Origin of the sequence: Cellulosimicrobium sp. MI9406, assembly GCF_040595865.1 — a bacterium.
Classification (GTDB): domain Bacteria; phylum Actinomycetota; class Actinomycetes; order Actinomycetales; family Cellulomonadaceae; genus Cellulosimicrobium; species Cellulosimicrobium funkei.
On sequence record NZ_JALIZI010000005.1, the window covers coordinates 291502 to 316350 of the forward strand.

General features: G+C 76.0%; 22 protein-coding genes. 12 read left to right on the forward strand and 10 right to left on the reverse strand.

Going from position 1 to position 24849, the window contains the following annotated elements; all coding sequences use genetic code 11:
* Positions 1 to 93 precede the first annotated feature (93 nt).
* From MT994_RS11545 to MT994_RS11560, 4 genes are all read left to right on the forward strand, one after another.
* Positions 94 to 3171 (forward strand): MMPL family transporter, encoded by a 3078-nt coding sequence (locus MT994_RS11545; RefSeq protein ID WP_354806361.1) that lies wholly within the window; start codon positions 94 to 96, stop codon positions 3169 to 3171.
* Positions 3168 to 5597 carry a YhgE/Pip domain-containing protein gene (locus MT994_RS11550; protein WP_354806362.1) on the forward strand — a complete coding sequence of 810 codons (2430 nt, stop codon included), beginning with the start codon at positions 3168 to 3170 and terminating at the stop codon, positions 5595 to 5597. The genes MT994_RS11545 and MT994_RS11550 overlap by 4 nt, the downstream gene beginning before the upstream one ends.
* Before the next feature lie 106 nt (positions 5598 to 5703).
* The gene (locus MT994_RS11555; RefSeq protein WP_354806363.1) at positions 5704 to 6792 is read left to right on the forward strand and encodes a hypothetical protein; all 1089 of its coding nucleotides are present in this window, start codon (positions 5704 to 5706) and stop codon (positions 6790 to 6792) included.
* Between the two features lie 123 nt (positions 6793 to 6915).
* Positions 6916 to 7176, forward strand: coding sequence for a hypothetical protein (locus tag MT994_RS11560; protein ID WP_228485195.1), 261 nt, complete (start codon positions 6916 to 6918; stop codon positions 7174 to 7176).
* A gap of 110 nt (positions 7177 to 7286) precedes the next feature.
* On the opposite strand, the gene MT994_RS11565 is transcribed toward MT994_RS11560, so the two are convergent.
* Genes MT994_RS11565 through MT994_RS11580 form a run of 4 tightly spaced genes read right to left on the reverse strand, consistent with a single transcriptional unit; the run spans position 7287 to position 11188 of the window.
* On the reverse strand, positions 7287 to 7598 hold the full coding sequence (locus MT994_RS11565) for a hypothetical protein (RefSeq protein WP_076403820.1): 312 nt from the start codon (positions 7596 to 7598) through the stop codon (positions 7287 to 7289).
* Positions 7599 to 7642: 44 nt separating this feature from the next.
* Positions 7643 to 9961, reverse strand: coding sequence for a heavy metal translocating P-type ATPase (locus MT994_RS11570; protein WP_354806364.1), 2319 nt, complete (start codon positions 9959 to 9961; stop codon positions 7643 to 7645).
* Positions 9962 to 10007: 46 nt separating this feature from the next.
* The gene (locus MT994_RS11575) at positions 10008 to 10979 is read right to left on the reverse strand and encodes a heavy-metal-associated domain-containing protein (RefSeq protein ID WP_354806365.1); all 972 of its coding nucleotides are present in this window, start codon (positions 10977 to 10979) and stop codon (positions 10008 to 10010) included.
* Positions 10976 to 11188, reverse strand: a complete 213-nt coding sequence (locus tag MT994_RS11580; protein WP_085951370.1) for a heavy-metal-associated domain-containing protein — start codon at positions 11186 to 11188, stop codon at positions 10976 to 10978. The genes MT994_RS11575 and MT994_RS11580 overlap by 4 nt, the downstream gene beginning before the upstream one ends.
* A 94-nt stretch (positions 11189 to 11282) precedes the next feature.
* Here MT994_RS11580 and MT994_RS11585 point away from each other — a divergent pair, with 94 nt between their 5' ends.
* Together MT994_RS11585 and MT994_RS11590 are read left to right on the forward strand one after the other, a co-directional pair.
* Complete coding sequence (locus MT994_RS11585) at positions 11283 to 12461, forward strand: FAD-dependent oxidoreductase (RefSeq protein ID WP_354806366.1); 1179 nt, start codon at positions 11283 to 11285, stop codon at positions 12459 to 12461.
* 43 nt (positions 12462 to 12504) lie between these two features.
* Positions 12505 to 14529, forward strand: coding sequence for an NHL domain-containing thioredoxin family protein (locus tag MT994_RS11590; protein ID WP_354806368.1), 2025 nt, complete (start codon positions 12505 to 12507; stop codon positions 14527 to 14529).
* Positions 14530 to 14610: 81 nt separating this feature from the next.
* Here the strand turns inward: MT994_RS11590 and MT994_RS11595 are convergent, their stop codons facing one another.
* The 5 genes from MT994_RS11595 to MT994_RS11615 all read right to left on the reverse strand — a co-directional run bounded on the left by MT994_RS11595 (position 14611) and on the right by MT994_RS11615 (position 16927).
* The gene (locus tag MT994_RS11595) at positions 14611 to 14859 is read right to left on the reverse strand and encodes a hypothetical protein (RefSeq protein WP_021482232.1); all 249 of its coding nucleotides are present in this window, start codon (positions 14857 to 14859) and stop codon (positions 14611 to 14613) included.
* A gap of 149 nt (positions 14860 to 15008) precedes the next feature.
* Entirely contained in the window at positions 15009 to 15473 is a 465-nt protein-coding gene (locus tag MT994_RS11600; RefSeq protein WP_061267011.1) for a PTS glucose transporter subunit IIA, read from the reverse strand.
* Complete coding sequence (locus MT994_RS11605; RefSeq protein ID WP_061267010.1) at positions 15473 to 15703, reverse strand: PTS glucose/sucrose transporter subunit IIB; 231 nt, start codon at positions 15701 to 15703, stop codon at positions 15473 to 15475. Before MT994_RS11605 ends, MT994_RS11600 begins: the two co-directional genes overlap by 1 nt.
* Positions 15704 to 15830: 127 nt before the next feature.
* Positions 15831 to 16076 carry a glucose PTS transporter subunit EIIB gene (locus MT994_RS11610; RefSeq protein WP_021482555.1) on the reverse strand — a complete coding sequence of 82 codons (246 nt, stop codon included), beginning with the start codon at positions 16074 to 16076 and terminating at the stop codon, positions 15831 to 15833.
* A complete protein-coding gene (locus MT994_RS11615) occupies positions 16073 to 16927 on the reverse strand; it encodes a GntR family transcriptional regulator (RefSeq protein WP_021482556.1) in 855 nt (284 codons plus the stop codon). The genes MT994_RS11610 and MT994_RS11615 overlap by 4 nt, the downstream gene beginning before the upstream one ends.
* 360 nt (positions 16928 to 17287) lie before the next feature.
* Between MT994_RS11615 and MT994_RS11620 the strand changes: the two genes are divergently transcribed.
* Together MT994_RS11620 and ptsP are read left to right on the forward strand one after the other, a co-directional pair.
* The gene (locus MT994_RS11620) at positions 17288 to 18682 is read left to right on the forward strand and encodes a PTS transporter subunit EIIC (protein WP_354806370.1); all 1395 of its coding nucleotides are present in this window, start codon (positions 17288 to 17290) and stop codon (positions 18680 to 18682) included.
* Complete coding sequence (ptsP, locus tag MT994_RS11625; protein WP_354806371.1) at positions 18679 to 20412, forward strand: phosphoenolpyruvate--protein phosphotransferase; 1734 nt, start codon at positions 18679 to 18681, stop codon at positions 20410 to 20412. The genes MT994_RS11620 and ptsP overlap by 4 nt, the downstream gene beginning before the upstream one ends.
* Before the next feature lie 41 nt (positions 20413 to 20453).
* Here ptsP and MT994_RS11630 read toward each other — a convergent pair whose 3' ends face one another.
* Positions 20454 to 20723 carry an HPr family phosphocarrier protein gene (locus tag MT994_RS11630; protein WP_034650738.1) on the reverse strand — a complete coding sequence of 90 codons (270 nt, stop codon included), beginning with the start codon at positions 20721 to 20723 and terminating at the stop codon, positions 20454 to 20456.
* A 154-nt stretch (positions 20724 to 20877) separates the two neighbouring features.
* Between MT994_RS11630 and MT994_RS11635 the strand changes: the two genes are divergently transcribed.
* From MT994_RS11635 to MT994_RS11650, 4 genes are read left to right on the forward strand one after another with little or no spacing between them, the layout of a single operon-like run.
* On the forward strand, positions 20878 to 21846 hold the full coding sequence (locus tag MT994_RS11635) for a sugar phosphate isomerase/epimerase family protein (RefSeq protein WP_194521790.1): 969 nt from the start codon (positions 20878 to 20880) through the stop codon (positions 21844 to 21846).
* Between the two features lie 16 nt (positions 21847 to 21862).
* The gene (locus tag MT994_RS11640; protein ID WP_354806373.1) at positions 21863 to 23194 is read left to right on the forward strand and encodes an MFS transporter; all 1332 of its coding nucleotides are present in this window, start codon (positions 21863 to 21865) and stop codon (positions 23192 to 23194) included.
* Between the two features lie 42 nt (positions 23195 to 23236).
* Positions 23237 to 23902 carry a pentapeptide repeat-containing protein gene (locus MT994_RS11645; protein ID WP_043657410.1) on the forward strand — a complete coding sequence of 222 codons (666 nt, stop codon included), beginning with the start codon at positions 23237 to 23239 and terminating at the stop codon, positions 23900 to 23902.
* Entirely contained in the window at positions 23902 to 24765 is an 864-nt protein-coding gene (locus MT994_RS11650) for a carbohydrate kinase family protein (protein ID WP_354806375.1), read from the forward strand. The genes MT994_RS11645 and MT994_RS11650 overlap by 1 nt, the downstream gene beginning before the upstream one ends.
* The last annotated feature ends 84 nt before the right edge of the window (positions 24766 to 24849 follow it).

Genomic DNA, 24849 nt, shown 5'->3' on the forward strand with positions numbered 1-24849 from the left:
GCCTTGCGATGCACGAGTGTATCCGATACGTTCGCGCATCGGATACAGCGGCGTATCCTCGAATCCGTCTGCACTCTCCCCGGGAGGCCGCTCGTGTCCTCAGCGCTGTACTCGCTCGGCCGTTGGGCGGTCGGGGCGCGCCGGCTCGTCCTCGTGGCCTGGATCGGCATCCTCGTGCTGGCCGGAGGGCTCGCCGGGCTCGTCGGCCAGGGCCTCGACGACGAGGTGACCATCCCCGGCACCGAGTCGCAGGCCGCGCTCGACCGTCTCGCCGCCACGTTCCCGCAGGTCAGCGGGGCGTCCGCGCAGGTCGTCGTCGTCGCTCCCGACGGCTCGACCATCGAGGACGACGCGGTCCGCGGCCCCGTGGAGGACGCCGTCACCGCGCTCGGCGACGTCGACGGCGTCGCCGCCGTCACCTCCCCCTACGACGACACCATGCCCGCGTCGGTCAGCGACGACGACGTCGCGACCCTCATGACCGTCCAGCTCGACGAGGGCCAGAGCGAGGTCACCGACGCCACGAAGGACGCGCTCGGCGACGTCGTCGACGACCTCGCCGCGGCCCTGCCCGACGGCGCGCAGGCCGCCCTCGGCGGCCAGCTCTTCAGCACCGAGTTCCCGACCCTCACCGTCACCGAGGCGCTCGGCCTCCTCGTCGCGCTCGTCGTGCTCGTGCTCACGTTCGGCTCGTTCGTCGCGGCCGGGCTGCCGCTCCTCAACGCCGTCGTCGGGGTCGGCGTGAGCATGGGACTCCTGTTCGCCGCGACCGCCGTCGCGCAGATCAACTCCACGACCCCGATGCTCGCCGTCATGCTCGGCCTCGCCGTCGGCATCGACTACGCGTTATTCATCGTGTCCCGGCAGCGCGACGAGCTCGCGACCGGCCTCAGCGTCGAGGAGGCCACGGCGCGGGCCGTCGCGACCGCCGGCTCGGCCGTCATCTTCGCGGGCCTCACCGTCATGATCGCGCTCGTCGGCCTCGGCGTCGCCGGCATCCCGTTCCTCACCGTCATGGGCGTCGCCGCCGCCGTCGGGGTCGGGCTCGCCGTCCTCGTCTCGATCACGCTGCTGCCCGCCATGCTGGGCTTCGCGGGCGAGCGCCTCCGCCCGAAGGCGCCGCGCCGTCGTGGGCGTGGGCGACGGCGTGCGGCCGCGGGAGCGGACGGCGGAGGGCCGGCCGGGGCGACCGGGTCGCGCGGGCGACGGACCGGACGAGCGGTGGGGGCGGCCTCGGATGCGAGAGGGCGTCAAGCCGCGCTCGTGAACCCCCGCCCGGACGACCCGGGTGACGGCGCGGCAGCCCCGAGCACCGAGGGCGCCCCCACCGCGGACCCGACCAGGGACCTCTCCGACCCGACCAGGGACCTCTCCGACCCGACCAGGGACCTCTCCGACCCGACCAGGGACCTCTCCGACCCGACCACGACCGAGCACCGCAACCGGTTCTTCGCGGGGTGGGTGCGTGCCGTCACGCGGATCCCGCTGCTGACCATCGGGCTCGTCGTCGCCGCGATCGTGCTGCTCACGCTGCCGGCGCGTGACCTGCAGCTCGCGCTTCCCGACGCGGGGACGCTGCCCGAGGACAACCAGGCGCGCGTCACGTACGACCTCGTGTCGGAGCACTTCGGCCCGGGCTTCAACGGGCCTCTCATCGTCACGGGCACGATCGTCACGTCCACGGACCCCGTCGGTCTCATGAACGACCTGGGCGACGAGATCGCGGACCTCCCGGGCGTGGCGGACGTGCCCCTCGCGACGCCGAACCTCACGGCGGACACGGGCATCGTGCAGGTCGTCCCGACCGGCGCGCCGGACTCGGAGGAGACGAAGGACCTCGTCACGGAGATCCGCGCGCAGCACGACCACTTCCTCGACGAGTACGGCGTCGACCTCGCGGTCACGGGGTTCACGGCGGTCGGGATCGACGTCTCGGCGAAGCTCGGGGCGGCGCTGCTGCCGTTCGCGTTCGTCGTCGTCGGCCTGTCGCTCGTGCTGCTGACGATGGTGTTCCGGTCGGTCGCGGTGCCGATCAAGGCGACGCTCGGCTACCTGTTCTCGGTCGGCGCGGCGTTCGGCGTCGTGACGCTCGTGTTCGAGCACGGGTTCCTCGCGGACGCGCTGCACGTGACACGGCTCGGGCCGGTCATCTCGTTCATGCCGATCGTCCTCATGGGCGTGCTGTTCGGCCTCGCGATGGACTACGAGGTGTTCCTCGTGGCGCGCATCCGCGAGGACTACGTGCACTCGGGCCAGGCACGACGGTCGATCTTCACGGGGTTCCAGGCGTCGGCGAAGGTCGTCACCGCGGCCGCGGTCATCATGTTCGCCGTGTTCGTGGCGTTCGTGCCCGAGGGCGACATGAGCCTCAAACCCATCGCGCTCGGCCTCGCGGTCGGCGTGCTCGTCGACGCGTTCGTCGTGCGCATGACGCTCGTCCCGGCCGTGCTCGCCCTGCTCGGCGACAAGGCGTGGTGGATGCCGCGCTGGCTCGACCGGGTGCTGCCGTCGTTCGACGTCGAGGGCGAGGGGCTGTCGAAGGAGCTCGCGCTCGCGGACTGGCCGGAGCCGGGCAGCACGGACGCGGTCGTCGCGCACGACCTCGTCGTCGCCGGCGCGCGCGGCCCGCTGGCCGAGCCGGTCACGGTCCGGGTGCCCGACGGCGGGTCGCTCGTCGTGCACGGGGAGTCGCCCGCGGCGGTGTCCGGGGTCGTGCTCGCGCTCGCGGGGCGCCTGCGCCCGACGAGCGGGGCGCTCAAGGTCACGGGCCTGGTGCTGCCGGAGCGTGCGCTGACCGTGCGGCGCCGCGTCGCGCTCGTGGACCTCGCGGCGGACGTCGCCGCGCTCCCCGGCGACGCCCCGGCGCCCGCGGCGCACCGCGTGCCGGCGGCGGCGAGCGTCGCCGAGGTCCTGCGCGAGCGGCCCCGGCTCCTGGCGGTGGTCGGGACCGACGCCGTCACGTCGCCCGCCGAGCGGGCCGCGCTGGCCGAGGTGCTCGCCGACGCGGCGGGGCGCGGCACGGCGGTGGTGCTCGGCGCCGTCGGCCCGGCACCGACGGACCTCGCCCCGCCCGGCACGCCCGTCCTCGACCTGCACGACCCGCACCACCCCGACCGCACCGTCCCCGCCGCGCCCGTCGTCGGCCCGCGCACCGAGGAGGTGCCCGCATGAGCGTCTTCCCGCCCGAGCCGGTCCCGACCGACCCGACCGCCGACCCGACGTCCCCAGGGGCGCCGACCGGCGGGGCGCGCCCCCGCCGCGTCGACGCCCGGCGCGCGTGGACCGTGGCCGCCGCCGTCGCGCTGCCCCTCGCCGTCCTCGGCCTGCTCCTGTGGGCGCTGTGGAACCCGCAGGAGCGGCTGGACACGGTCAAGGCCGCGGTCGTGAACCTCGACGAGCCGGTCGAGGTGGACGGCCAGACCGTCCCGCTCGGCCGTCAGCTCACCGCCGGGCTCGTCAGCGGGGGCGCCGCCTCGACCGACACCGGCGCGGTCGCCGTGCAGCCCGACCCGGGGACGACGAACTACGACTGGGTCATCACCGACGCGGACGACGCCGCGGCCGGTCTCGCCGACGGCACGTACGCGGCCGTCGTGACGATCCCGGAGAACTTCTCCGCGGCGGCCACGTCGTTCGGCGGCGACCCGTCGGCCGCGACGCAGGCCACGCTGTCCGTCGAGACGACGCCCGGCGGGCGGGTCGTCGACGAGGCGCTCGCGCGCATCGTCACCACGACCGCGACGTCGGTGCTCGGCACGACGCTCACCGAGAACTACGTGGACGGCGTCCTCACCGGCTTCACGACGCTCCACGACCAGCTCGGCGAGGCGGCCGACGGCGCGGACCAGCTCGCCGACGGCGCCGCCCAGGCGAGCGACGGGGCGACGCAGCTCGCGTCGGGCGCGGGCGAGGTCGCCACCGGGGCGGGCGCGCTCGCGTCCGGCGTCGGCGAGCTCGGCACGGGCGCGGACGGCCTGGTCGCCGGGGTCGGGGAGCTCGGCAGCGGCGCGGACCAGCTCGCGTCGGGCGCGCAGGGCGTCGCGAGCGGCGCCCAGGGTCTCGCTGCGGGGTCGCGGCAGGTGGCGGACGGCGTCGACCAGAGCGCCGCGGGCGCGGGGCAGCTGGCCTCCGGGGCGCAGAGCCTCGCGGACGGCGTGGGTGCGCTGTCCACCGGGGCGTCGGACCTCGCGAGCGGGCTCGGCGCGCTCGACGCCTCGATCGCGGACGTGCGGCTGCCCGACGGCACGTCGACCGGCCGGTCGCTCCCGGAGACCGCGACCGCGCTCGCGACGGGCTCGCGCGACGTGGCGGGCGGCCTCGTCCAGGTCGTGGCCGGTCTCGAGCAGCAGCGGGTCGCGGCGGGGTGCGTCGACGGGTCGACGGACCCCACGTGCGGGGTGCTCGACCAGCAGCTCGAGGTACTGAGCCCGCTCGCCGCCGACGCGGCGGGCGTCGCCGCGGGGAACGCGGCCCTGGCGGGCTCGCCGTCGGGCCAGGGTGGTGCCCCGACCGGTCTGTACGCGCTCGCGGCGGGCGTCGACCGGCTCGCCACGGGCGCCGACGACCTGTCCGCAGGCGCGGCGCAGGCGTCGACCGGGGCCGCCGGCGTGGCCCAGGGCGCGGCCGCGCTCTCCGCCGGGCTCGGGCAGCTCGCGCCCGGGGCGGACCAGGTCGCGGACGGCGCGGCGCAGCTCTCCGGCGGCGCGGGCCGGCTGTCCACCGGGGCCGACGGCCTGGCCGCCGGGGTCGGGGCGCTCGGCAGCGGCGCGGACCGGCTCGCCGACGGCGTCGGCGCCCTCGGGACCGGCGCGGACCAGCTCGCGACCGGCACCCAGGAGCTGGCGACGGGCGCGGGCGACCTCGCGGGCGGCGTCGGACAGCTCGCGGGCGGCACGTCCGACCTCGCCGACGGTCTGGGCGAGGCGACCGGGCAGATCCCCTCGTACACCGACGCGGAGCGCGAGAACCTCGCGAGCGTCGTGGCCGACCCCGTGGCCGCGCCCGGTGTCGACGACCTCGCGACCGGCTCGACCGGCCCGCTGTTCGCGGTGCTCGCGCTGTGGCTGGGCGCGCTCGCGATCTTCGTCGCGTTCCCGCCGGTCCCGGCACGGCTCCTGGGGTCGACGCGCGGCCCCGGCCGGCTCGCGCTCGCGGCGCTCGCGCTCCCGGCCGGGATCGCCGCGGCGACCGGTCTCGTGGTCGGCGGCGTCCTCGCCGCGGTCGAGGGTGCGAGCGTGGGCGGCTGGATCGGTCTGCTCGCGTCCGGGGCGCTCGCGTCGGTCGTGTTCGTCGCGCTCAACCAGGCGCTCGCCGCGCTCCTCGGGAACGTGGGGCGCGCGATCGGCCTGCTCGTGGCGGTGCTGCTCGTCGCGACCGGCATCGTCGCGACCGTCCCGGCCGCGCTCACGAGCCTGCGGGACGTCCTGCCGGTGGGCTCGGCGCTCCGCCTGCTCACGTCGATCGTCGACCCCGGCGCGGCCGGGGGAGCGGGCGACGCCGTGGCCCTGGTCCTGTGGGGCCTCGTGTCCGTCGCGGTGACGACGCTCGTCGTCGCGCGCCGCCGGTCCGTCCGGGTGGAGCAGCTCCTGCGCGCCTGACGCGGGTGCGGCGCGCCGCGGTGCGCGTGTGGGCGGCTGCCGCCAGACTCGCTCGGCAGGACGCGGGCGGCGGGAGCCGTCCGCCGGGCGAGGGGACGGTGCACCGATGGACCAGCAGAAGGCACGGGAGATCAAGTCGCAGCTCGCGGACTACGCGCGCGAGCTCGCCGAGCGGTCGGGCCTGGCGGGCCGGTCGGACACGGCGATCGAGGCGCGCGACGTGCCCGACGCCGCGGAGGTCGTGCGCGCCCCCACGCTCGCGATCGGGCTCGCCCCGCACGACGACGGCGGGTACGCGATCGCGGTCCGGTACCGCCTCGGGGTGCCCACCGCGCGCAGCATCGCGCGCAAGGTCGCCTCGGAGGCGGGCGACACGGTGGACGTGCGGCGCACGGGACGCATCCGTCCGCTCGCCGCCGCGCCGGGCGCCGGGCGTGCCCGCGGCGACGGCCCGGGCGTGCGCCCGCCCGTCGTCACCGCGTACGCGACCGGCGAGACGGGCCGTGTCCGGCCGCTGCGGCCCGGCGTCTCCGTCGCGCACGTCGACGTCACCGCGGGGACGCTCGGGGCGTTCGTGCGCGTCGCGCCGCCGGCGGTCGACGGGGCCGACGAGGCCTCGGTCTACGCGCTGTCCAACTGGCACGTGCTCGTCGGCTCGCCGGCCGCGCGGGTGGGGGACGTGGTCGTGCAGCCCGGCCCGGCCGACGGCGGTCGCGCGCCCGACGACCGCGTGGGCACCCTCGCCGGGCTGGTCCCGCTGGAGGCGGGGGTCACGCAGACCGTGGACGCCGCGGTCGCGCTGCTCGACGACCCGGACGTCGACCCGGAGTACCCGGTCGGCAGGATCACGACGACGGCGGTCGCGCTGGGCGGCGAGGTCGTGGGCAAGTCGGGCCGGACCACGGGGGTGACCGCGGGGCGGGTCACGGCGATCGAGCTCGACGACGTCGTCGTCGGGTACGGCGACGGGCTCGGCGCGCTGCGCTTCGACGACCAGATCGAGGTCGAGTCCACGGGAGACGGGCCCTTCTCGCGCGGCGGCGACTCCGGGTCGCTCGTGTACCGCGAGGACGGCGTGGCGCTGGGGCTGCTGTTCGCGGGGTCGGAGACCGGGGGCGCGAACGGCACCGGGCTCACGTACTGCAACCCCATCGGGACCGTGCTCGATCGGCTGGGTGCGACGCTGCTCGGCTGAGCCTGGCGAGACGTCGATCTGGCCGTCCGGAGGGACCCGCTCGCCCGCCCCCTGGAGGGAGGGACGGTCGGCCCTGCCTTCCGGCCGCCGTCGGGCGCACAATGGGTGCGGGAGGTGGTTGCCGTGGCGACCCTCGAACGAGCCCGGGAGGCCAAGGCCGCGCTGCGCGACGAGCTCGCGGGCCTCGACGGCGTGACCGGCGTCGGCATCGCGCGCGCCGATCTGACCGGCGCCCCGGTGCGCGGTGCGGGGACGTCCGGCGTCGGCGACGACTGGCTGCTGCGCGTGAACGTGACGTCCGACGACGTCGCGGTCCCCGAGACCGTGGACGGCGTGGACGTGGAGGTGCGCGTCGTCGGCGACGTGACGGCGTCGCGCGCCTGAGCCTCTGCCGCACGACCCGTCCGTCGCACGACGCGTGCCCGGCACCGCACCGGGAGGGTGCGGCACCGGGCACGAGGGCGCCGGGACGACGCGGCCGGTGATCCGTGCGGTCAGGCGGCGCGCGCGTACCGGGCCGGGTCGGCGTCGAACAGCGGCCCGCACGACGAGCAGCACAGCCAGTAGCGCACGCCCTCGTGGTCGCGCACGAGCCCGGCCGCCTCGGCGTGGGCCTTCGCGACCATGCTCCCGCGCATCACGGGGCACTCGGCGAGGTCGTCGTCCGCCGCCTCACTCGTCGCAGGCGCGACCCCCGCGGCGGTCGCGGGCGCGTGGTGGTGCGCCGCGTCGTGCGCACCGTGGTGCCCGCCGTCGTGCGGGTGGTCGTCGTGGCCGGGGTGCGTGTCGTCGTGGTGCTGGCACATGCGGGGTCCTCCTGGAGGGTCGTCAGTCGGGGTCGGGGTCGGGGTCAGACGCCGGCGAGCCGGGCCGTCGGGGCGGTCGGGGCGGGCGTGCCGGGGTGCGTGCCGGTCGCGCGGCTGGAGAACGAGCGCAGCCGCAGGCTGTTGCCCACCACGAAGACGCTCGAGAACGCCATCGCGGCACCGGCGAGCATGGGGTTGAGCAGGCCGAGCGCGGCGAGCGGGATCGCGGCGACGTTGTAGGCGAAGGCCCAGAAGAGGTTCACCTTGATCGTCCCGAGCGTCCGACGCGCGAGCCGGATCGCGTCGGCCGCGGAGCGGAGGTCGCCCCGCACGAGCGTGATGTCGGCGGCCTCGATCGCGACGTCCGTGCCCGTCCCCATGGCGAGGCCCAGGTCCGCCTGGGCGAGCGCGGCGGCGTCGTTCACGCCGTCGCCGACCATCGCGACGACCTTGCCCTCGCCCTGGAGCCGGCTGACGACGTCGACCTTGTCGCGCGGCATGACCTCCGCGATGACCTCGTCGATGCCGACCTCGGCCGCGATCCGTCGGGCGACGGTCGCGTTGTCCCCGGTGAGGAGCACCGGGGTGAGGCCGAGCGCGCGGAGCTGGCGGATCGCCTCGGCGCTCGTGGGCTTGACCGCGTCGGCCACCACGAGGATGCCGCGGGCCCGCCCGTCCCAGCCGACGACGACGGCCGTGCCGCCCTGCTCCTCGGCGCGCGCCTTGGCGTCGGCGAGCTCGCGCGGGAGGTGCTGCGCCCACTCGGCGAGGAGCGACTCGCGGCCGACGAGCACGGCGTGCCCGTCCACGACGCCCTGCACGCCCTTGCCCTCGACGTTGGTGAACTCCGTGGGCACGGGCAGCGGGCCGACCTCCTGGACCGCGCCGCGGGCGATCGCCCGGGCGACGGGGTGCTCGGAGGCGTCCTCGAGCGCGCCCGCGAGGCGCAGGAGCTCCGCGCGGTCGGTGCCCGTCCCGGTGACGACCTCGGTGAGCGTCATGACGCCCGTCGTCACGGTGCCCGTCTTGTCGAGCACGACGGTGTCCACGGAGCGCGTCGACTCCAGGACCTCCGGCCCCTTGATGAGGACGCCCATCTGCGCGCCGCGTCCCGTCCCGACGAGCAGCGCCGTCGGGGTCGCGAGGCCCAGGGCGCACGGGCACGCGATGATGAGGACCGCGACGGCGGCGGTGAACGCCGCCGAGGCCGGGGCGCCCGCCCCGAGCCACGCGCCCAGCGCGCCGACGGCGATCGCGATGGCGATGGGGACGAAGATCGCGGAGACCCGGTCGGCGAGGCGCTGGACCTGCGCCTTGCCGGACTGCGCGTCCTCGACGAGGCGCGCCATCTGCGCGAGCTGGGTGTCGCCGCCGACGCGCGTCGCGCGGACGACGAGCCGCCCGCCGGCGTTGACGGTCGCCCCGGTGACGGCGTCGCCCTCCCCGACCTCGACGGGCACGGACTCGCCCGTGAGCATCGAGGCGTCGACGGCGGACGTGCCGGCCACGACCGTCCCGTCCGTCGCGATCTTCTCGCCCGGGCGCACGACGAACTCGTCGCCTACGGCGAGGTCGGTGATCGGGATGCGGGTCTCCGTCCCGTCGCGCAGCACCGCGACGTCCTTCGCGCCGAGCTCGAGCAGGGCGCGCAGCGCGGCGCCCGCCTGCCGCTTGGACCGCTTCTCGAAGTAGCGGCCCGCGAGGATGAACGTCGTGACGCCCGCGGCGACCTCGAGGTAGATGTTCGCCGCGCCGTCGGTCCGGGCGACCGAGAGCGTGAACGGGTGCGTCATGCCCGGCTCCCCGGCCGTGCCGAGGAAGAGCGCGTACAGCGACCAGAGGAACGCGGCGCTGGTCCCGACGGAGATCAGGGTGTCCATGGTGGCCGCGCCGTGGCGCAGGTTGGTCCACGCGGCGCGGTGGAACGGCCACGCCGCCCACACCACGACGGGCGCGGTGAGCACGAGGCTCGCCCACTGCCAGTACGTGAACTGGAGCGCGGGGACCATCGCCATCGCGATGACCGGGACCGACAGCACGACGGCGCCGATCAGCCGGTGCCGCAGCGCGGTGAGCTCCGGGTCGTCCGCGTCCGCGCCCGCGTCCTCCTCGGCGGTGGGGGCCTCGGCGCGCGGGACCTGCGCCGTGTAACCCGTCTTCTCGACCTCCGCGATGAGCGTGGCCGCGTCGACGCCGTCCGGGACGGTGACCCTCGCCTTCTCGGTCGCGTAGTTCACGGTCGCGGTGACGCCGTCGAGCCGGTTGAGCTTCTTCTCGATCCGCATGGCGCACGAGGCGCAGGTCATCCCCCCGATCTCGAGCTCGACGAACGTCCCCGGCGACGGGGCGGCCGATGCCGTCATGAGGTTCTCCTTCCGGCCGGGCAGCGGGCTGCCCGGTGCAGGGTGGTCAGTGGTCGTCGTGCGCGGCGGGGTCGTCGTCGGCCGGGGCGTCGGCCGGGGCCTCGTCCGGGGTCGACGGGGCGCCGGTGGCCTCGACGGTGAAGGCCGCGGTGCGGACCTGGCCCTCGACCTGGAAGTCGAGGTACAGGAGGTACCGGCCCGCGGTGGGTGCCTCGACGGCGAACGCGACGGTCGGGCCGGACACCTCGCCCGGCGCGGCCTCGGCGCCCTCCGGGTGGGCGTGCAGGTAGGCGAGGTCGCCGTCGCGGAGCGCGACGAGGTGGCCGAACGCGCCGAGGTACGGCTCGAGCGTCGTGACCGGCTCGCCGTCCCGCGTGACCTCGAGCGTCAGGCGCGAGGCCGTGCCGACCTGGAGGCTCCCGTCGAGCGTGACGTCGTACCCGTCGACGGACGCCGTGGTCGTGGGGGCTCCCGCCCGGCCGGGCACGACGTCGCCCGCGACCTCGACGGTGCGGCTCAGGGTGATCGGGTCGCCGCCGGTGGGGACGGCGTCGGCGTACACGCGGTAGGTGCCCGCGGCGTCCCACGTCCAGGGCACCGACCAGCGGCCGGCGTCGTCCAGCTCGGGGTGGGCGTGGCGGTAGTGCGCCCCGTCGGAGCGCACGACGACGAGGTGCAGGCGCTGCTCGTGCGCGACGGCGAAGTCGGTCACCGGCGCGCCCGTCGGATCGGTCAGGGTGAAGGCGAGCTCGCCGGGCGTGCCCGGCGACTGCGGCGCCTCGATCTCGCCGAGCGTGTAGCCGCCCTGCTCCAGGGACAGTCCGCCGACCATCTCCGCTCCTCTCGTGGTCTCCTGCGGGGGGTCGTCGCTCGTGGCGGCGTGCTGCTCCGGCGCGTGCGCGGCGGGCGGCTCCGCCAGCGCGCCCTCGGGGACGACGGCGCCCGCGACCGCGGCCGAGGCCACGAACACGACCCCGAGCCCGGCGACGTAGAGCGCGATCCGGGCGGGGGCTCTCATCGCGTCCGCTCCGCCGTGTAGCCGGCCTCGTCGACGGCGGCGAGGACCGCGGCGTCGTCGAGGGGCTGGTCGGCCGTGACGACCAGCCGACCGGTGGTCGCGCTCACGTCGATCGCGGTGACGCCGGGCACCTGCCCGACCTCCTCGCGGACCGACATCTCGCAGTGGCCGCACGTCATGCCGGTCACCTGGTACTCGATCTCGACGATGCTCACGACGTTCCTCCTCCGTGCTGATACCCCCATGGGGTATAGCTAGGATGGCGAATATACCCACGGGGGGTATCTAGGTCAAGGAGGTGAGATGGGCGACGTGGACAGGCCGGACGTGGTGGTGGTCGGCGGCGGAGCCGCCGGGCACGCCGCCGTGACGACGCTGCGCGGCGAGGGGTTCGACGGTCGCGTCGTCCTCGTGCACGGCGAGGAGGGGGAGCCCTACCTGCGCACCCTCGTCGACAAGGCGATCCTCCAAGGCCTGCTCACCGCGGAGCAGGCCGCCCTGCCGGTGCCGCTCGACGTCGAGCTCGTACGGGCGCACGTGATCGGCCTGGACCCCCAGCGGCGGGCCGTCGTCCTCGCGGACGGGCGCGAGCTCACCGCCGCCGCCGTCGTCCTCGCGACCGGCGCGGTGCCTCGCCCCGGGCCGGCCGTGGACCGCGTCCCGGCGCTCGCGGGCGCCGACGGCGGGGAGCCCCGCGTGGTGCACCTGCACACCGCGCGGGACGCCGAGCGGCTGCGTGCCCTGCTCGGCCCCGATCCCGCGCGGCGCACGGTCACCGTGCTCGGCGCCGGGTTCGTCGGTTCCGAGACCGCCGCCTGGCTCGCCGAGGTCGGCGCGACCGTCCACCTCGTCGCCCGCTCGCGGCTCCCGCTCGCGGGGGCGCTCGGGACCGCGGTCGCACGCGCCGTCGCCCTGCGTCACGAGGAGCACCTCGACGCCCACCTCGGCCGCCGGGTCGAGGCGGTGACCGAGCGCCCGGGCGGCGTCACCGTGCGCCTCGTGGGCGGGACGGTCCTGGAGTCCGACCTCGCGGTCGTCGCGCACGGCACCGCGCCCGCCGCACCCGGCACCGGCGGCGGCGTCGACGTCGACGACCGCCTCGCCGTCCCCGCCGCGCCCGGCCTGTTCGCCGCCGGGGCGGTCGCCGTCCACCGGGACCGGCACGGACGACGGTTCCGGACCGACCACTGGGACGCCGCCGTCGCGCAGGGCGCCCTCGCGGCGCGCGCCGTCCTGCGCCGTCTCGTCGGCGGCCCGGACCCCGGCCCGTACGTGCCCGACGCCGGTTTCTCCCTCGTGCTGCACGGCGCCCAGGTCGCCGGGTTCGGCGTCGCCGTGCCCGGCGCGACCCCGGAGCACCGCACGCTCGACGGCGGCGGGCTGCTCACCGAGCTGCGTGTCGGGGGCGACCTGGTCGCCGTGGTCGGCCTCGGCGCGACGCGGGAGCTCCACGCGCTGCGCCGAGACCTGCGCCGCCCCTGAGGCGTCGTCGGTCCACAGCGCGCCGGCGCGCGAGAATGGCCGCGTGACCACCGAGCGACTTCCCCGTGTCCGCGCGTCCGAGCTCGTCGGGCGCGGCTGGCTCAACACCGGCGGCCGCGACCTGACCCTCGCCGACCTGCGCGGCAAGATCGTCCTGGTCGACTTCTGGACCTTCTGCTGCGTCAACTGCCTGCACGTCCTCGACGAGCTGCGCGAGCTCGAGGAGCGGCACCGAGACGTGCTGGTCGTCGTCGGCGTGCACTCGCCGAAGTTCGAGCACGAGGCGGACCCGGCGGCGCTCGCGGCCGCGGTCGAGCGGTACGAGGTCCACCATCCCGTGCTCGACGACCCGGAGCTCGTCACCTGGTCCGCGTACGCGGCGCGCGCCTGGCCGACGCTCGTGGTCGTCGACCCCGAGGGCTACGTCGTCGCGCAGATGGCGGGGGAGGGGCACGCGTCCGCGATCGCCGCGCTCGTCGAGGAGCTCGTCGCGGAGCACGACGCGAAGGGCACGCTGCACCGGGGCGACGGCCCGTACGTGGCGCCCGAGCCGTCGTCGGGCACGCTGCGCTTCCCCGCGAAGGCGATCGAGCTGCCCGGTGGCAACATCCTCGTCGCGGACGCCGGGCACCACGCGCTCGCCGAGCTCCTGCCCGACGGCGAGGCCCTCGTCCGGCGCATCGGGTCCGGCGAGCGCGGGCTCGCCGACGGCGGCCCCGAGGACGCGCGGTTCGCCGAGCCGAACGGGCTGTGCCTGGTCCCGGCCGAGCTCCGGCCGTGGCTCGGGTACGACGTCGTCGTCGCGGACACGGCCAACCACGTCCTGCGCGGGGTCCGCCTCGAGGACGGCCACGTGACCACCGTCGCGGGGACGGGCGAGCAGTTCATGGTCGGCGGGGTCGAGAACGTCGTGCTGCGGGAGGGACGGGGCGCCGACGTCACGGGCCACGGTCCTGCCGAGGCGGGCGGGCAGTACGCGCCGCTCGACGTGCGCCTCTCGTCGCCGTGGGACGTGGCCTGGTCGCAGGACCTCGCGGCGTTCGTCGTCGCGATGGCCGGGAACCACACGCTGTGGGCGTTCGACGGCGAGCAGGGCTCGATGACGCACCTCGCCGGGACCATGAACGAGGGTCTGGAGGACGGGCCGGGAGCGTCGGCCTGGTTCGCCCAGCCGTCCGGGCTGGCCGTCGCACCCGACGGCGCCGTCTGGGTCGCCGACGCCGAGACCTCGGCGCTGCGCCGCGTGACCGCGGTCACCGGTGGAGATGTCGAGGTGCGGACCGCCGTCGGGCAGGGGCTGTTCGACTTCGGCCACCGCGACGGCCCGGCCGAGCAGGCGCTGATGCAGCACCCGCTCGGGGTCGCGACGCTGCCCGACGGGAGCGTCGTCGTCGCCGACACCTACGACGGCGCGCTGCGCCGGTTCGCGCCCGCGGCCGGTGACGCCGGGAGCGTCGGGGACGACGCGGAAGGGACGCGGCTCGCGGGCGAGGTCACGACCCTGGCGACGGGCCTCGCGGAGCCGAGCGGCGTCGTCGTGCAGGTGGGCGAGGGGCCGGACGGCGAGCCGCAGGTCCACCTGCTCGTCGTGGAGTCCGCGGCGCACCGCCTGACGCGCGTCGCGCTCCCGGCGTCGCTCGCGGGCGAGGTGCTCGACGGCGGCGCGCACCGCACGCAGCGCCCCGTCACCGACATCGGGGCCGGGCCGCTGTGGCTCGACGTGCCGTTCGTCCCGGCGCCGGGGCAGAAGCTCGACGACCGGTTCGGCCCGTCGACGGAGCTGCGCGTGAGCGCGACGCCGCCCGAGCTCCTGCTGTCCGGGGAGGGCGTCGGCGTCGAGCTCGGCCGCGACCTGGTCATCAACCCCGCGGTCGGGGAGGGCGTGCTGCACGTGACGGCCCGGGCGGCGTCGTGCGACGTCGTCCCCCTCGGCCCGGACGGCGAGCCCGACCCGGACGTGTTCCCCGCGTGCCACCTCGCGCAGCAGGACTGGGGCGTGCCGGTCCGCGTGGTCGACCGCGGCGAGCCGGGGGACGTCCCGTCCCTCACGCTCCCGCTGCGCGGCTAGACCACGGTCCGCACCGGGGCCGTCGGTGGACGTGCGCGGGGTCGGGCTCCGACGGAGCCCGACCCCGGTGACGCATGATCGTCAGCAGGCGGTCCAGGAGTGGCCGAGGATGTGGCCCGCGGTGCTGAAGGTCTTGGACTGCCCGCCCAGGAGCCGGTAGGTGGCCGTCGTCTTCGCCCCGCCGGCGTTGGCGTAGGAGATCACGAGGACCCGGCAGCTGCCGAACGTGTTGGTGTACGTCCGCGTCTCCGCCGCGTTCGCGACGGTCGGCGTGGCGAGGGCCAGCGCCGCAGCGGCGGCGACGACGGCGACGAGCTTCTTGAACTTCATCGTTCCCCCTTCATCGGGTGTGATGCGCGAGCATCCTGACGCCGTGCTCGCCCCCTGTGGACGTGGCGTCAGTATCGAAGCCTCGCATATGGAAGGGGTCCGCACAATCGCTCGCCGCGGCCCTCCCGGCCGATCGGGGGCCCGACGCATCAGCCCCAGGTGAGCAGCTCCTCGCCGTGGGCGGCCCACGCCCCGACCTCGGCGAGCGAGGTCACGTCGTCGGGCGCCGCCTCGAGCGCGACGACGGGGCACACGGCCGACCGGCCGCCGGCGCGCACGGCCTTCGGGTCCCACGTGACGAGCACCGTGCCGCGCTGGACGTGGTCGCCCTGCGCGACGTGCGTCGTGAAGCCCTCGCCGCCGAGCTGGACGGTGTTGATGCCGAGGTGGACGAGGACCGCGCGGCCGTCGTCGTGCTGGACGACGAACGCGTGCGGGTGCAGCTTGACGACCGTGCCCGTGATGGGTGCGACGGCCTCGCCGCCCTGCGCGTCGTCGGGCTCGACCGCGAGCCCGGGACCGACGAGCCCGGCGGAGAAGACGGGGTCGTCGACGTCGCCGACGTCCACGACCGTGCCCGTGACGGGGACGAGCACCGTGAGCGGCGCCGCCATCAGCGGAGGTCCTCGATGTCGGAGGCGATGTTGTCCGCCTCGGGGCCGACGATGACCTGGATCGCGGCGCCCGACCGCACGACGGCGATCGCCCCGGCCGCGGTCAGCGTGGCGTCGTCGACGAGCGCCGGGTCCTCGACCTCGACGCGCAGGCGCGTGATGCACGCCTCCAGGTCGAGGACGTTCGCGTCGCCGCCGAGGCCTCGGAGGATCTGCTCTGCCTTGCTCACGGGTGCTCCTCGTGGTCGGGGTCCGGCCGGGGCCGGGTCGGGGGGCCCGGCCGGCAGCCGTGCCGGTCGGGTTGCGCGGGGTGCGCGGGGAAGGGCGGTGGCCCGGGTCGCGCCCGGGCCGGGTTCCTCACATGAGGTCGGCGAGGTCCGACGCGATGGTGTCGACCTGCGGGCCGACCACCACCTGCACGACCCGCCCGTTCACCATGACGCCGAACGCGCCGGCGCGGCGCAGGAGCGCGGCGTCGACGAGCGCGGGGTCCTTGACGAGCGACCGGAGCCGCGTGGTGCACGGGTCGATCTCCTCGATGTTCCCCACCCCGCCGAGGCCGGCGAGGATCGTCGCGGCGCGTTCCGCGTCGGACTGTGTCATCGGTCGTTCCCTTCGGTCGCCCGTGCCGGCACCGGCACGGGGGCGAGCTGGTCGGTCGGCGCGTCGTCGGTGACGGCGCCCCCTTCCGCGGTGGTGTCGTCGGCTGTGGTGCTGCGCGGCACGAGCGTCGGGCGCGCCTCGCGGAGCGGGACGAAGACGCTGTACCGGTCGCCGCGGTAGCTGGAGCGGGAGTACATGAGGGGCGAGTCGCCCGCGAACGTGCGCCGCACGGTGCGCATGACGGCCCGCGAGGCGCGGAGCCCGAGGAGCTTCTGCTCCTGGACGGTGGCGTCGGACGCGGTGATCGTGTCCTCGCCCCACGTCGGCGCGAGGCCGCGCTCGCGCAGGGCGCCGTACAGGCTCTCGGGCACGCCGTCGTCGAGCAGGTCGGGGGCGAGGTCCACGGGGATCCAGGCCTCCTCGACGCTCATGGGCGACCCGTCCGCGGTGCGCAGGCGCACGACGTGGTGCATCGGGTCGCCGGTCGCGCGGCCGAGCGACTCGGCGACGGAGGCGGGCGCGGGGACGGTCCCGACCTCCAGCACCTCGGTGCCCGGCTCCATGCCGCGCCGTCGTGCCTCCTCGCCGAACGTCGTGAGGCGCATCTCGAAGTCGGCGCGCGGCGGCGCGACGAAGGTGCCCCGCCCCTGCGCGCGCTCCAGCACGCCCTCCGTGACGAGCGCGTCGACGGCCTGGCGCACGGTCATGCGCGAGACGCCGAACTTCTCGGTGAGGCTGCGCTCGGACGGCACGGCGTCGCCGACGGAGAGCTCGCTCGCCACGAGGTCGGCGAGGTAGGCGCGCACCGTGAGGTACTTGTGCTCGCTCGCCTGCGATCGTGACCTGCTCATCGTCGTGCCGCGTCCTCGTCCTCGTGCCGTCCCTGGTCCCGGTCGTCCCCGACCGCCCTGCTCCGGTGCCGCGTTCTCCACGGCTGCATTGTCGTCGCCCGGCCGTCGTGCGACCTGCGACGACGCGCCCCGCGGGGCCCGCCGTGTGTCCCGGGTCACCCTCGGGGGTTGACACATCATGAGGTCTAGACCACTCTTCCTGCAAGTGGTCCAGACAACCTGGACCGACAGCCCGGGCACGACGACCCCAGGTCTTCTCGTCGCGCCTCGGGACCGGCAACGACGCCGCACGACGTCGCGCCACAGCCGCCGCTCGACGCACCTCGCCTGCGCCCCAGGCCTGCCCAGGAGGAGAAGGACATGACGACCGTCGCCGAACCGACGAGGACCAAGAGGGGGGTGCCCGGCTTCGCGCAGCTCCAGCGCGTCGGGCGCTCGCTCATGCTGCCCATCGCGTCGCTGCCCGCCGCCGCGCTGCTGATGCGTCTCGGTCAGCCGGACATGCTCGGAGCTCAGGGCGCCGCCGGGACCTTCGCGTGGATGCAGCCCGTCGCCGACGTCCTCGGCGCCGCGGGGAACGCGCTCTTCAGCAACCTGCCGATCATCTTCGCCCTCGGCGTCGCGGTCGGGTACGCCAAGAAGGCCGACGGGACGACGGGTCTCGCGGCCCTCATCGGCTACCTCGTGTTCTCCGGCGTCACCGACTCGCTCTCGCCCTACGTGCTCGGCGAGGCGGCGGAGGGCGAGACGCAGGCGCTCATCAACTACGGCGTGCTCGGGGGCATCGTCATCGGCCTGACGGCCGCGCTGCTGTACCAGAAGTACTACCGGATCAAGCTGCCGCCGTACCTCGCGTTCTTCGGCGGGCGACGGTTCGTGCCGATCGTCACGGCGGGCGTCTCGGTGCTCATCGCCGTGGTGGCCGCGCTGATCTACCCCGCCTTCGACTGGCTCATCAACGAGCAGATCGGCGGGTTCGTCACGGGCTCGACCATCCTCGGCGCGTTCGTCTTCGGCACGCTCAACCGCCTCCTCGTGCCGATCGGCCTGCACCACCTGCTCAACTCGCTGCCGTGGTTCCAGTTCGGCGAGTACACCGCCGCCGACGGCACGGTCGCGCAGGGCGACATCTTCCGCTTCCTCGCGGGCGACCCCACCGCGGGCACCTTCCTCACCGGGTTCTTCCCCATCATGATGTTCGCGCTCCCGGCCGCCGCGCTCGCGATCGTCCACACCGCCAAGCCGGCGCAGCGCAAGGTCGTCGCGGGCATCATGGGCTCGGCCGCGCTCGTCTCGTTCGTCACGGGCGTCACCGAGCCGCTCGAGTTCGCGTTCGTGTTCGTCGCCTACCCGCTGTACGTCATCCACGCGGTGCTCACCGGCACGTCGATGGCGCTCGTCAACGCGCTCGGCATCCGCGACGGGTTCGGCTTCTCCGCCGGCGCGATCGACTACCTGCTGAACTTCCGCATCGCCGAGATGCCGCTGCTCCTCATCCCCATCGGGCTCGGGTACGCGGTGCTCTACTACGTCCTCTTCCGCTTCGTCATCACCCGCTGGAACCTGCGGACGCCGGGTCGTGAGGACGACGACGCGGAGGGTGCCGTCCAGGCGACCGGCGCCGTCGACACCACCGAGGACGCGCGGCCCGACGCCTCGGCGGCGGAGGTCTCGCCGGTGCGACGCGACGCCGACGCCGCGGAGGCGGGCGCCCCGAGCCGGACGGGTGCGTCCGGCGGCGGGGGCACGGCGTGACGCTCGCCGACCACGCGACGCGCGCCCCGGCGCGGGCCGTCGACCCGGGGCTGACCGGCGTGCCGGTCAGCCCCGGGCGGGGGGCAGGACCGGTGGCCCGGATGCCCGGCTCGGTCGCGGAGCCGGACCCGGCGCCGCTGCCCGCCGCCGCGTCGGACGCCGACGTCGACCTCGCGGTGACGCAGGTCCTCGCGGCGGTGACGACGGTCCAGGAGGACCTCACCGCCCGCGCGGCGCGGGCCGAGGGCACCGCGGCGGAGGTCCTGGGCGTGACCGCCGCGATGGCGGCCGACCCCGCCCTGGCGCGCGACGCCGTCGGGCGGGTGCGCGCGCAGCGGGCGACCCCGGCCCGGGCCGTGTGGGACGCGGCGGGGGTCGTCGTCGGGCGGCTCGAGGCGCTGGGCGGCCTCCTCGCCGAGCGGGCGCGCGACGTGCGGGACGTGCGCGACCGGATCGTCGCGACCCTGCTCGGCCTGCCGGTGCCGGGCGTGCCCGACCCGGGCCACCCGTTCGTGCTCGTGGCGGACGACCTCGCGCCCGCGGACACGGCGCAGCTCGATCCCGAGCGCGTGCTCGCCGTCGTCACGCGCGGCGGCGGGCCGACGTCGCACACCGCGATCCTCGCGCGCGCCCTGGGCATCCCGGCCGTCGTCGCGGTCGAGGGCGCGCTCGCGCTGCGCGACGGCGAGACCGTGCTCGTGGACGGCGGCCTCGGCACGGTGGAGCGCGACCCGTCGGAGCACGACGTGGCGGCGGTCGTCGCGGCCCGGGGCGCGCGCCGCGCCCGGCGGCGCCTCGACGGCCCCGGCCGGACGGCGGACGGCCGGCGCGTGGAGCTGCTCGCCAATGTCGCAGACGGCGCGGACGCGCGCGCCGCCGCCGAGGCGGGCGCGGAGGGTGTCGGGCTGTTCCGCACCGAGGTCTGCTTCCTCGGCCGCACCGTCGAGCCGACGGTCGACGAGCAGGTCGCGGCCTACCGGGAGGTGCTCGCCGCGTTCCCGGGCCGCAAGGTCGTCGTGCGCACGCTCGACGCGGGCGCCGACAAGCCGCTCCCGTTCGTCACGCCCGACGCCGAGCCGAACCCGGCGCTCGGGGTGCGCGGCCTGCGGACCGCGCGCCGCCATCCCGACGTGCTCGACCGCCAGCTCACCGCCTTCGCGCGCGCGGCGGAGGCGGAGGCGGCGGACGTGTGGGTCATGGCGCCGATGATCGCGACGCCGGACGAGGCGGAGTCGTTCGTCGCGCTGTGCGCGGACCACGGCCTCGCGACGGCGGGCGTGATGATCGAGGTGCCGGCCGCGGCCCTCGGCGCGCGCTGGGTGCTGGCCAGAGCGGCGTTCGCGAGCATCGGCACGAACGACCTCACGCAGTACACGATGGCGGCCGACCGCGAGGTCTCCGACCTCGCGCGCCTGTCCACCGCGTGGCAGCCGACGGTCCTCGCGCTCGTCGGGGCCACGGGCTCGGGCGCGGCGCTCAACGGGCGACCGCTCGGCGTGTGCGGGGAGGCCGCGGCCGACCCGGTGCTCGCCCCGGTGCTCGTCGGGCTCGGCGTGACGTCGTTGTCCATGACGCCGCGCGCGCTCCCGGACGTCGCCGCGGTGCTGGCGGCCACGACGTCGGAGGAGTGCGAGGAGCTCGCGTTCCTCGCGCTGCAGCAGCCCACGCCCGACGCCGCGCGCGCGGCGGTGCGCGCCCGGCTCCCCGTGCTCGACGAGCTGGGCCTGTGACGAGCGCCGTGCCCGGCCCCGCGACGGGGCCGGGCACGGCGTCAGGCGACCTCGGTCTGCTCCAGGAAGGCGACGAGCGCGTCGATCGAGGCGCTCGCGTCGTCGCCGTCGGCGTCGGTCGACAGCACGACCTCGTCCCCGGCCGAGACGCCGAGCGTCATGACCCCGAGGATGCTCGCCGCCTCGACGGCGTCGCCGCCGGGCTTGGCGATGCGCACGGGCGCGGGCTGGGCGGCGGCGGTCTTGACGAAGAGCGCGGCCGGGCGGGCGTGCAGGCCCTCGGTGATCGCGACGACGACGGCACGGTCCATGGTGTTCCTCCGGCAGACAAGTGGTCTGGACCAGTGCATCCTAGGCGATCCGGCCCGGAAAGGGGAGGGTCGGAAGCCCTCGGCGCGGCGCGGCGTCGTCGGCGCCGACCGCCCGCTGGTGTGGGCCACAGCGGACGGGTCTAGGGTGACCGGCATGTCAGACGCGACGACGCCGCGAGAGGCCCCACCGTCACCGGGGGAGCAGCCGCGCATCCACGTCACGCTGTCCACGGCGAGCGTCTACCCGCGCAAGGCCCAGTACGCCTTCGAGGCGGCGGCCGACCTCGGGTACGACGGCGTCGAGGTCATGGTGTGGTCCGACGAGACGACGCAGGACGCCGCGGCGCTGCGCCGGCTCTCCGCCGAGCACGACGTACCGATCCGCAGCATCCACGCACCCACGCTCCTCGTGAGCCAGCGCGTGTGGGGACGGTCGCCGGGCCCCAAGCTGCGGCGCAGCGTCGAGCTGGCTCAGGAGGTCGGGGCGAGCACCGTCGTCGTGCACCCGCCGTTCCGCTGGCAGTACCGGTACGCGCGCGAGTTCGAGGACCTCGTCGGCGAGCTCGACGAGACCGAGGGCGTCACCATCGCGGTCGAGAACATGTACCCGTGGCGCAGCCGCAAGCGCGAGATGCAGGCGTACCTGCCCGGCTGGGACCCGTCCGAGCACGGCTACGAGCACGTCACGCTCGACCTGTCGCACGCCGCCGTCGCGCAGCAGGACGCGCTCGCGCTGCTCGACGTGTTCGACGGCCGCCTCGCGCACGTGCACCTCGCGGACGGGTCGTCGTCCATCACGGACGAGCACCTCGTCCCCGGGCGCGGCGACCAGCCGTGCGACCTCGTCCTCGCCGAGCTCGTGCGCCGCGGCTGGGAGGGGGACGTCGTCGTCGAGATCTCGACGCGGCGCGCCCGCACCGCGGCCGAGCGGCGCGAAGACCTCGCCGCCTCGCTGTTCTTCGCACGCACCTACCTCACGCCCGGGCCGCACCCCGGGTACTCGCCGCCGCCCGGACCTCCGCACCGCCACGTCGACGCGTGGGGCGAGGCGGAGGCGCGCGACAGCGCCCTCGCGGACGCGGACGAGCCCGGCACCACGAGGACGGGCCCACCCGCCGGCTGACGTAGGCTCGGCGGTCGTGGCTCGAGTCAACGGTCTTCTCGCCGACACGACCCCGCTGCGCATCTCCCCGCCGTTCCGCCGCCTGTGGTGGGGGCTCGGCATCTCCAACCTCGGCTCGCAGCTCACGGTCGTCGCCGTCGGCCTGCAGGTGTACGCGCTCACGGGCTCGTCGCTCGCGGTCGGCGTGCTCGGCCTCTGCGCGCTCGTGCCGCTCGTGGTGCTCGGGCTCTACGGCGGCGCGCTCGTCGACGCGTACGACCGCCGCAAGGTCGCGCTCGCGGCCTCGACGGCGCTGTGGGTGGTCACCGCGCTCATCGCCGTCCAGGCGTGGCTGCACCTGGACTCGGTCGGCGTGCTCTACGCGCTCGTCGCGGCGCAGTCCGCCGCGTTCGCGATCAACAACCCCGCGCGCTCCGCGATCATCCCGCGCCTCGTCGAGCCGCGGCTCCTGCCCGCGGCGAACGCGCTCCAGACGATCGCGTGGAACGTCGCGCTCACCGTCGGCCCGCTGGGCGGTGCGTTCCTCGTCGCGCTGTGGGGCTACCAGGTCGCGTACACGATCGACGCCGTCCTGTTCACCGCCGCGCTGTGGGCGGTGTGGCGGCTCCCCGACATCCCGCCGCTGCCCGCCGGGCCCGGCGCCCCGGCCACGGTCGCCGCCGCCCCCGCGGGGCGTCGGCGCCGCGTCGTGGGGTGGCGGTCCGTCGTCGACGGCCTGCGGTACCTCGCGACCCAGCCCAACGTCCGCACGACGTTCCTCGTCGACCTCGCCGCGATGGTGCTCGCCTCGCCGCGCGTGCTCCTGCCCGCCGCCGGGGTCGTGTTCCTCGGGGGCGGAGAGGCGACGACGGGCGTCCTCACCGCGGAGTTCGCCGTCGGGGCGGTGCTCGCGGGCGTGTTCTCCGGCGGCCTGTCGCGCGTGCGGTGGCAGGGCCGCGTCATCGTGTGGGCGATCACGGCCTACGGGCTGTCGATCGTGCTGTTCGGCGTCGTGCTCCTCGGCGCGGGCGCGACCACCCCGACGACCGTCCTCGTGGGCGGCGTCGTCGCGGCGAGCGTCGCGCTGGCGCTCGCGGGCGCGTCCGACGCCGTGAGCGCGGTGTTCCGTCAGACGATCCTCCAGACCGCGACGCCCGACGACATGCGCGGCCGCCTCCAGGGCGTGTTCATCGTCGTCGTCGCGGGCGGGCCCCGCCTCGGCGAGCTCGTCCTCGGCGCGCAGGCCACCTGGGTGGGGGAGGCGTGGGCCGCCGTCGCGGGCGGTATCGCGTGCGTCGTCGTGCTGTGGCTCGTCGTGCGGGCCCAGCGCCGGTTCTGGCGCTACGACGCCCTGCACCCGGAGCCCTGAGCCGCTCCTCGCCGCGTGGGCGGCCCGGCCTAGGCTCGGGGCGTGCCCCCGAAGAAGCCGACGACCGAACCACCCGCGATCGACCCGGTCGTCCTGGACGACCTCCAGCCCGGTGACGCCTACGACCTCGAGGCGGAGGCCGACCTCGAGGGGTTCGAGATCACGGACCTCCGTCTCGACCGGCTCGACCTGCACGGCGCGACCGTGTTCTCCACGCGGCTCGACCAGGTGCGCGCCGACGAGGCCGACCTGGGGGCGGTGACGCTCACGGAGGTCGTGCTGGGGCGCCTCGACGTCCCGGTGGTGCGCGGGACGCGCGGCCGGTGGCGCGAGGTCGAGGTGCGGGGCGCGCGCCTCGGGTCCGCCGAGCTCTACGAGTCGTCGTGGACCGGGGTGCGGTTCGTCGGCTGCAAGCTCGGGTTCGTCAACCTGCGGGGCGCGTCGCTGCGCGACGTGGTGTTCACCGACTGCACGATCGACGAGCTCGACCTCGTCGCGTCCGACGCGCTGCGCGTCGCGTTCGAGGGCACGCGCGTCCGCCGGCTCGACGTGCAGGGCGCCACGCTCGCCCACGTGGACCTGCGCGGTGCCGAGATCGACGAGCTCGGCGGCATCGAGTCGCTGCGCGGATCGACCATCGACTCGATGCAGCTCGCCCGCCTGGCCGCGACGTTCGCCCACAGCCTCGGCATCACGGTGACGGACTGATGGCGGCCCCGCAGGCCGAGGTCCTCGTGGCCGGGCCGGCGTCGTGGAACCTCCTCGTCCAGCTCGACGAGCTGCCCGCTCCCACGCCGCACACCGTGTTCGCGCGGTCGCACCGGCACACGGTCGGCGGCACGTCCGCGGGCAAGGCGCTCAACCTCGCGCGCCTCGGCCGGTCGGTGCTCCTGCGCACGGTGCTCGGGACGGACGACGACGGCGCGCGCGTCCGGTCCGTGCTCGAGGGCGCGGGCGTGCGGGTGCTCGCGGAGCCGTCGCCCGACGGCCGCACCGAGAGCCACCTCAACCTCATGGACGACGACGGCGGCCGCGTCTCGGTCTACCTGCGTGCACCAGGCGAGGTCCCGGCCCAGGGCGAGGCCTGGGACGCCACGGTCGCGGCGCTCGACGCGGCGCGGGCCGTCGTCGTCGACCTCGCGGTGCCCGCGCTCCCGGTGCTCGACCTCGCCGTGGCGCGCGGTCGCGACGTCTGGGTCGACCTGCACGACTACGACGGCGAGTCCGCGTTCCACCGACCCTGGGTCGACGCGGGCACGCACGTGTTCCTCAGCGGGGACCGGCTCGACGACTGGCGCGGCTTCATGGCCGCCCGGGTCGCGGCGGGCGCGCGCCTGGTGGTCTGCACGCGCGGCTCGCGCGGCGCGGTCGCGCTCACGCCGGAGGGCGGCTTCGTCGAGGTCCCGGCACAGCCCGTGCCGCACGTCGTCGACACGAACGGCGCCGGCGACGGCTTCTTCGCCGGGTTCCTCGACGCGCACCTGCGCGGCGCGGGCGTCGAGGAGGCGATGCGGGCGGGCGCCCGGCACGCCGCCCTCGTCGTGCAGAGCCCGGACCTGGCCCCGGCCTGACCTCGGCTGACCCGGCCTGCCCCCCGGCGGCCCGTGGCCCCCGCCCCGACCCCACCCAGCCGGCGAGCACGGGGTCGGCGACCG

Coding starts and splice junctions, on each gene's coding strand:
- MT994_RS11620 (WP_354806370.1), top strand. CDS start 17,288: ATGACGACCGTCGCCGAACCGACGAGGACCAAGAGGGGGGTGCCCGGC.
- MT994_RS11650 (WP_354806375.1), top strand. CDS start 23,902: ATGGCGGCCCCGCAGGCCGAGGTCCTCGTGGCCGGGCCGGCGTCGTGG.
- MT994_RS11575 (WP_354806365.1), bottom strand. CDS start 10,979: ATGAGAGCCCCCGCCCGGATCGCGCTCTACGTCGCCGGGCTCGGGGTC.
- MT994_RS11565 (WP_076403820.1), bottom strand. CDS start 7,598: ATGTGCCAGCACCACGACGACACGCACCCCGGCCACGACGACCACCCG.
- MT994_RS11550 (WP_354806362.1), top strand. CDS start 3,168: ATGAGCGTCTTCCCGCCCGAGCCGGTCCCGACCGACCCGACCGCCGAC.
- MT994_RS11600 (WP_061267011.1), bottom strand. CDS start 15,473: ATGGCGGCGCCGCTCACGGTGCTCGTCCCCGTCACGGGCACGGTCGTG.
- MT994_RS11555 (WP_354806363.1), top strand. CDS start 5,704: ATGGACCAGCAGAAGGCACGGGAGATCAAGTCGCAGCTCGCGGACTAC.
- MT994_RS11610 (WP_021482555.1), bottom strand. CDS start 16,076: ATGACACAGTCCGACGCGGAACGCGCCGCGACGATCCTCGCCGGCCTC.
- MT994_RS11585 (WP_354806366.1), top strand. CDS start 11,283: ATGGGCGACGTGGACAGGCCGGACGTGGTGGTGGTCGGCGGCGGAGCC.
- MT994_RS11630 (WP_034650738.1), bottom strand. CDS start 20,723: ATGGACCGTGCCGTCGTCGTCGCGATCACCGAGGGCCTGCACGCCCGC.
- MT994_RS11570 (WP_354806364.1), bottom strand. CDS start 9,961: ATGACGGCATCGGCCGCCCCGTCGCCGGGGACGTTCGTCGAGCTCGAG.
- MT994_RS11615 (WP_021482556.1), bottom strand. CDS start 16,927: ATGAGCAGGTCACGATCGCAGGCGAGCGAGCACAAGTACCTCACGGTG.
- MT994_RS11635 (WP_194521790.1), top strand. CDS start 20,878: ATGTCAGACGCGACGACGCCGCGAGAGGCCCCACCGTCACCGGGGGAG.
- MT994_RS11595 (WP_021482232.1), bottom strand. CDS start 14,859: ATGAAGTTCAAGAAGCTCGTCGCCGTCGTCGCCGCCGCTGCGGCGCTG.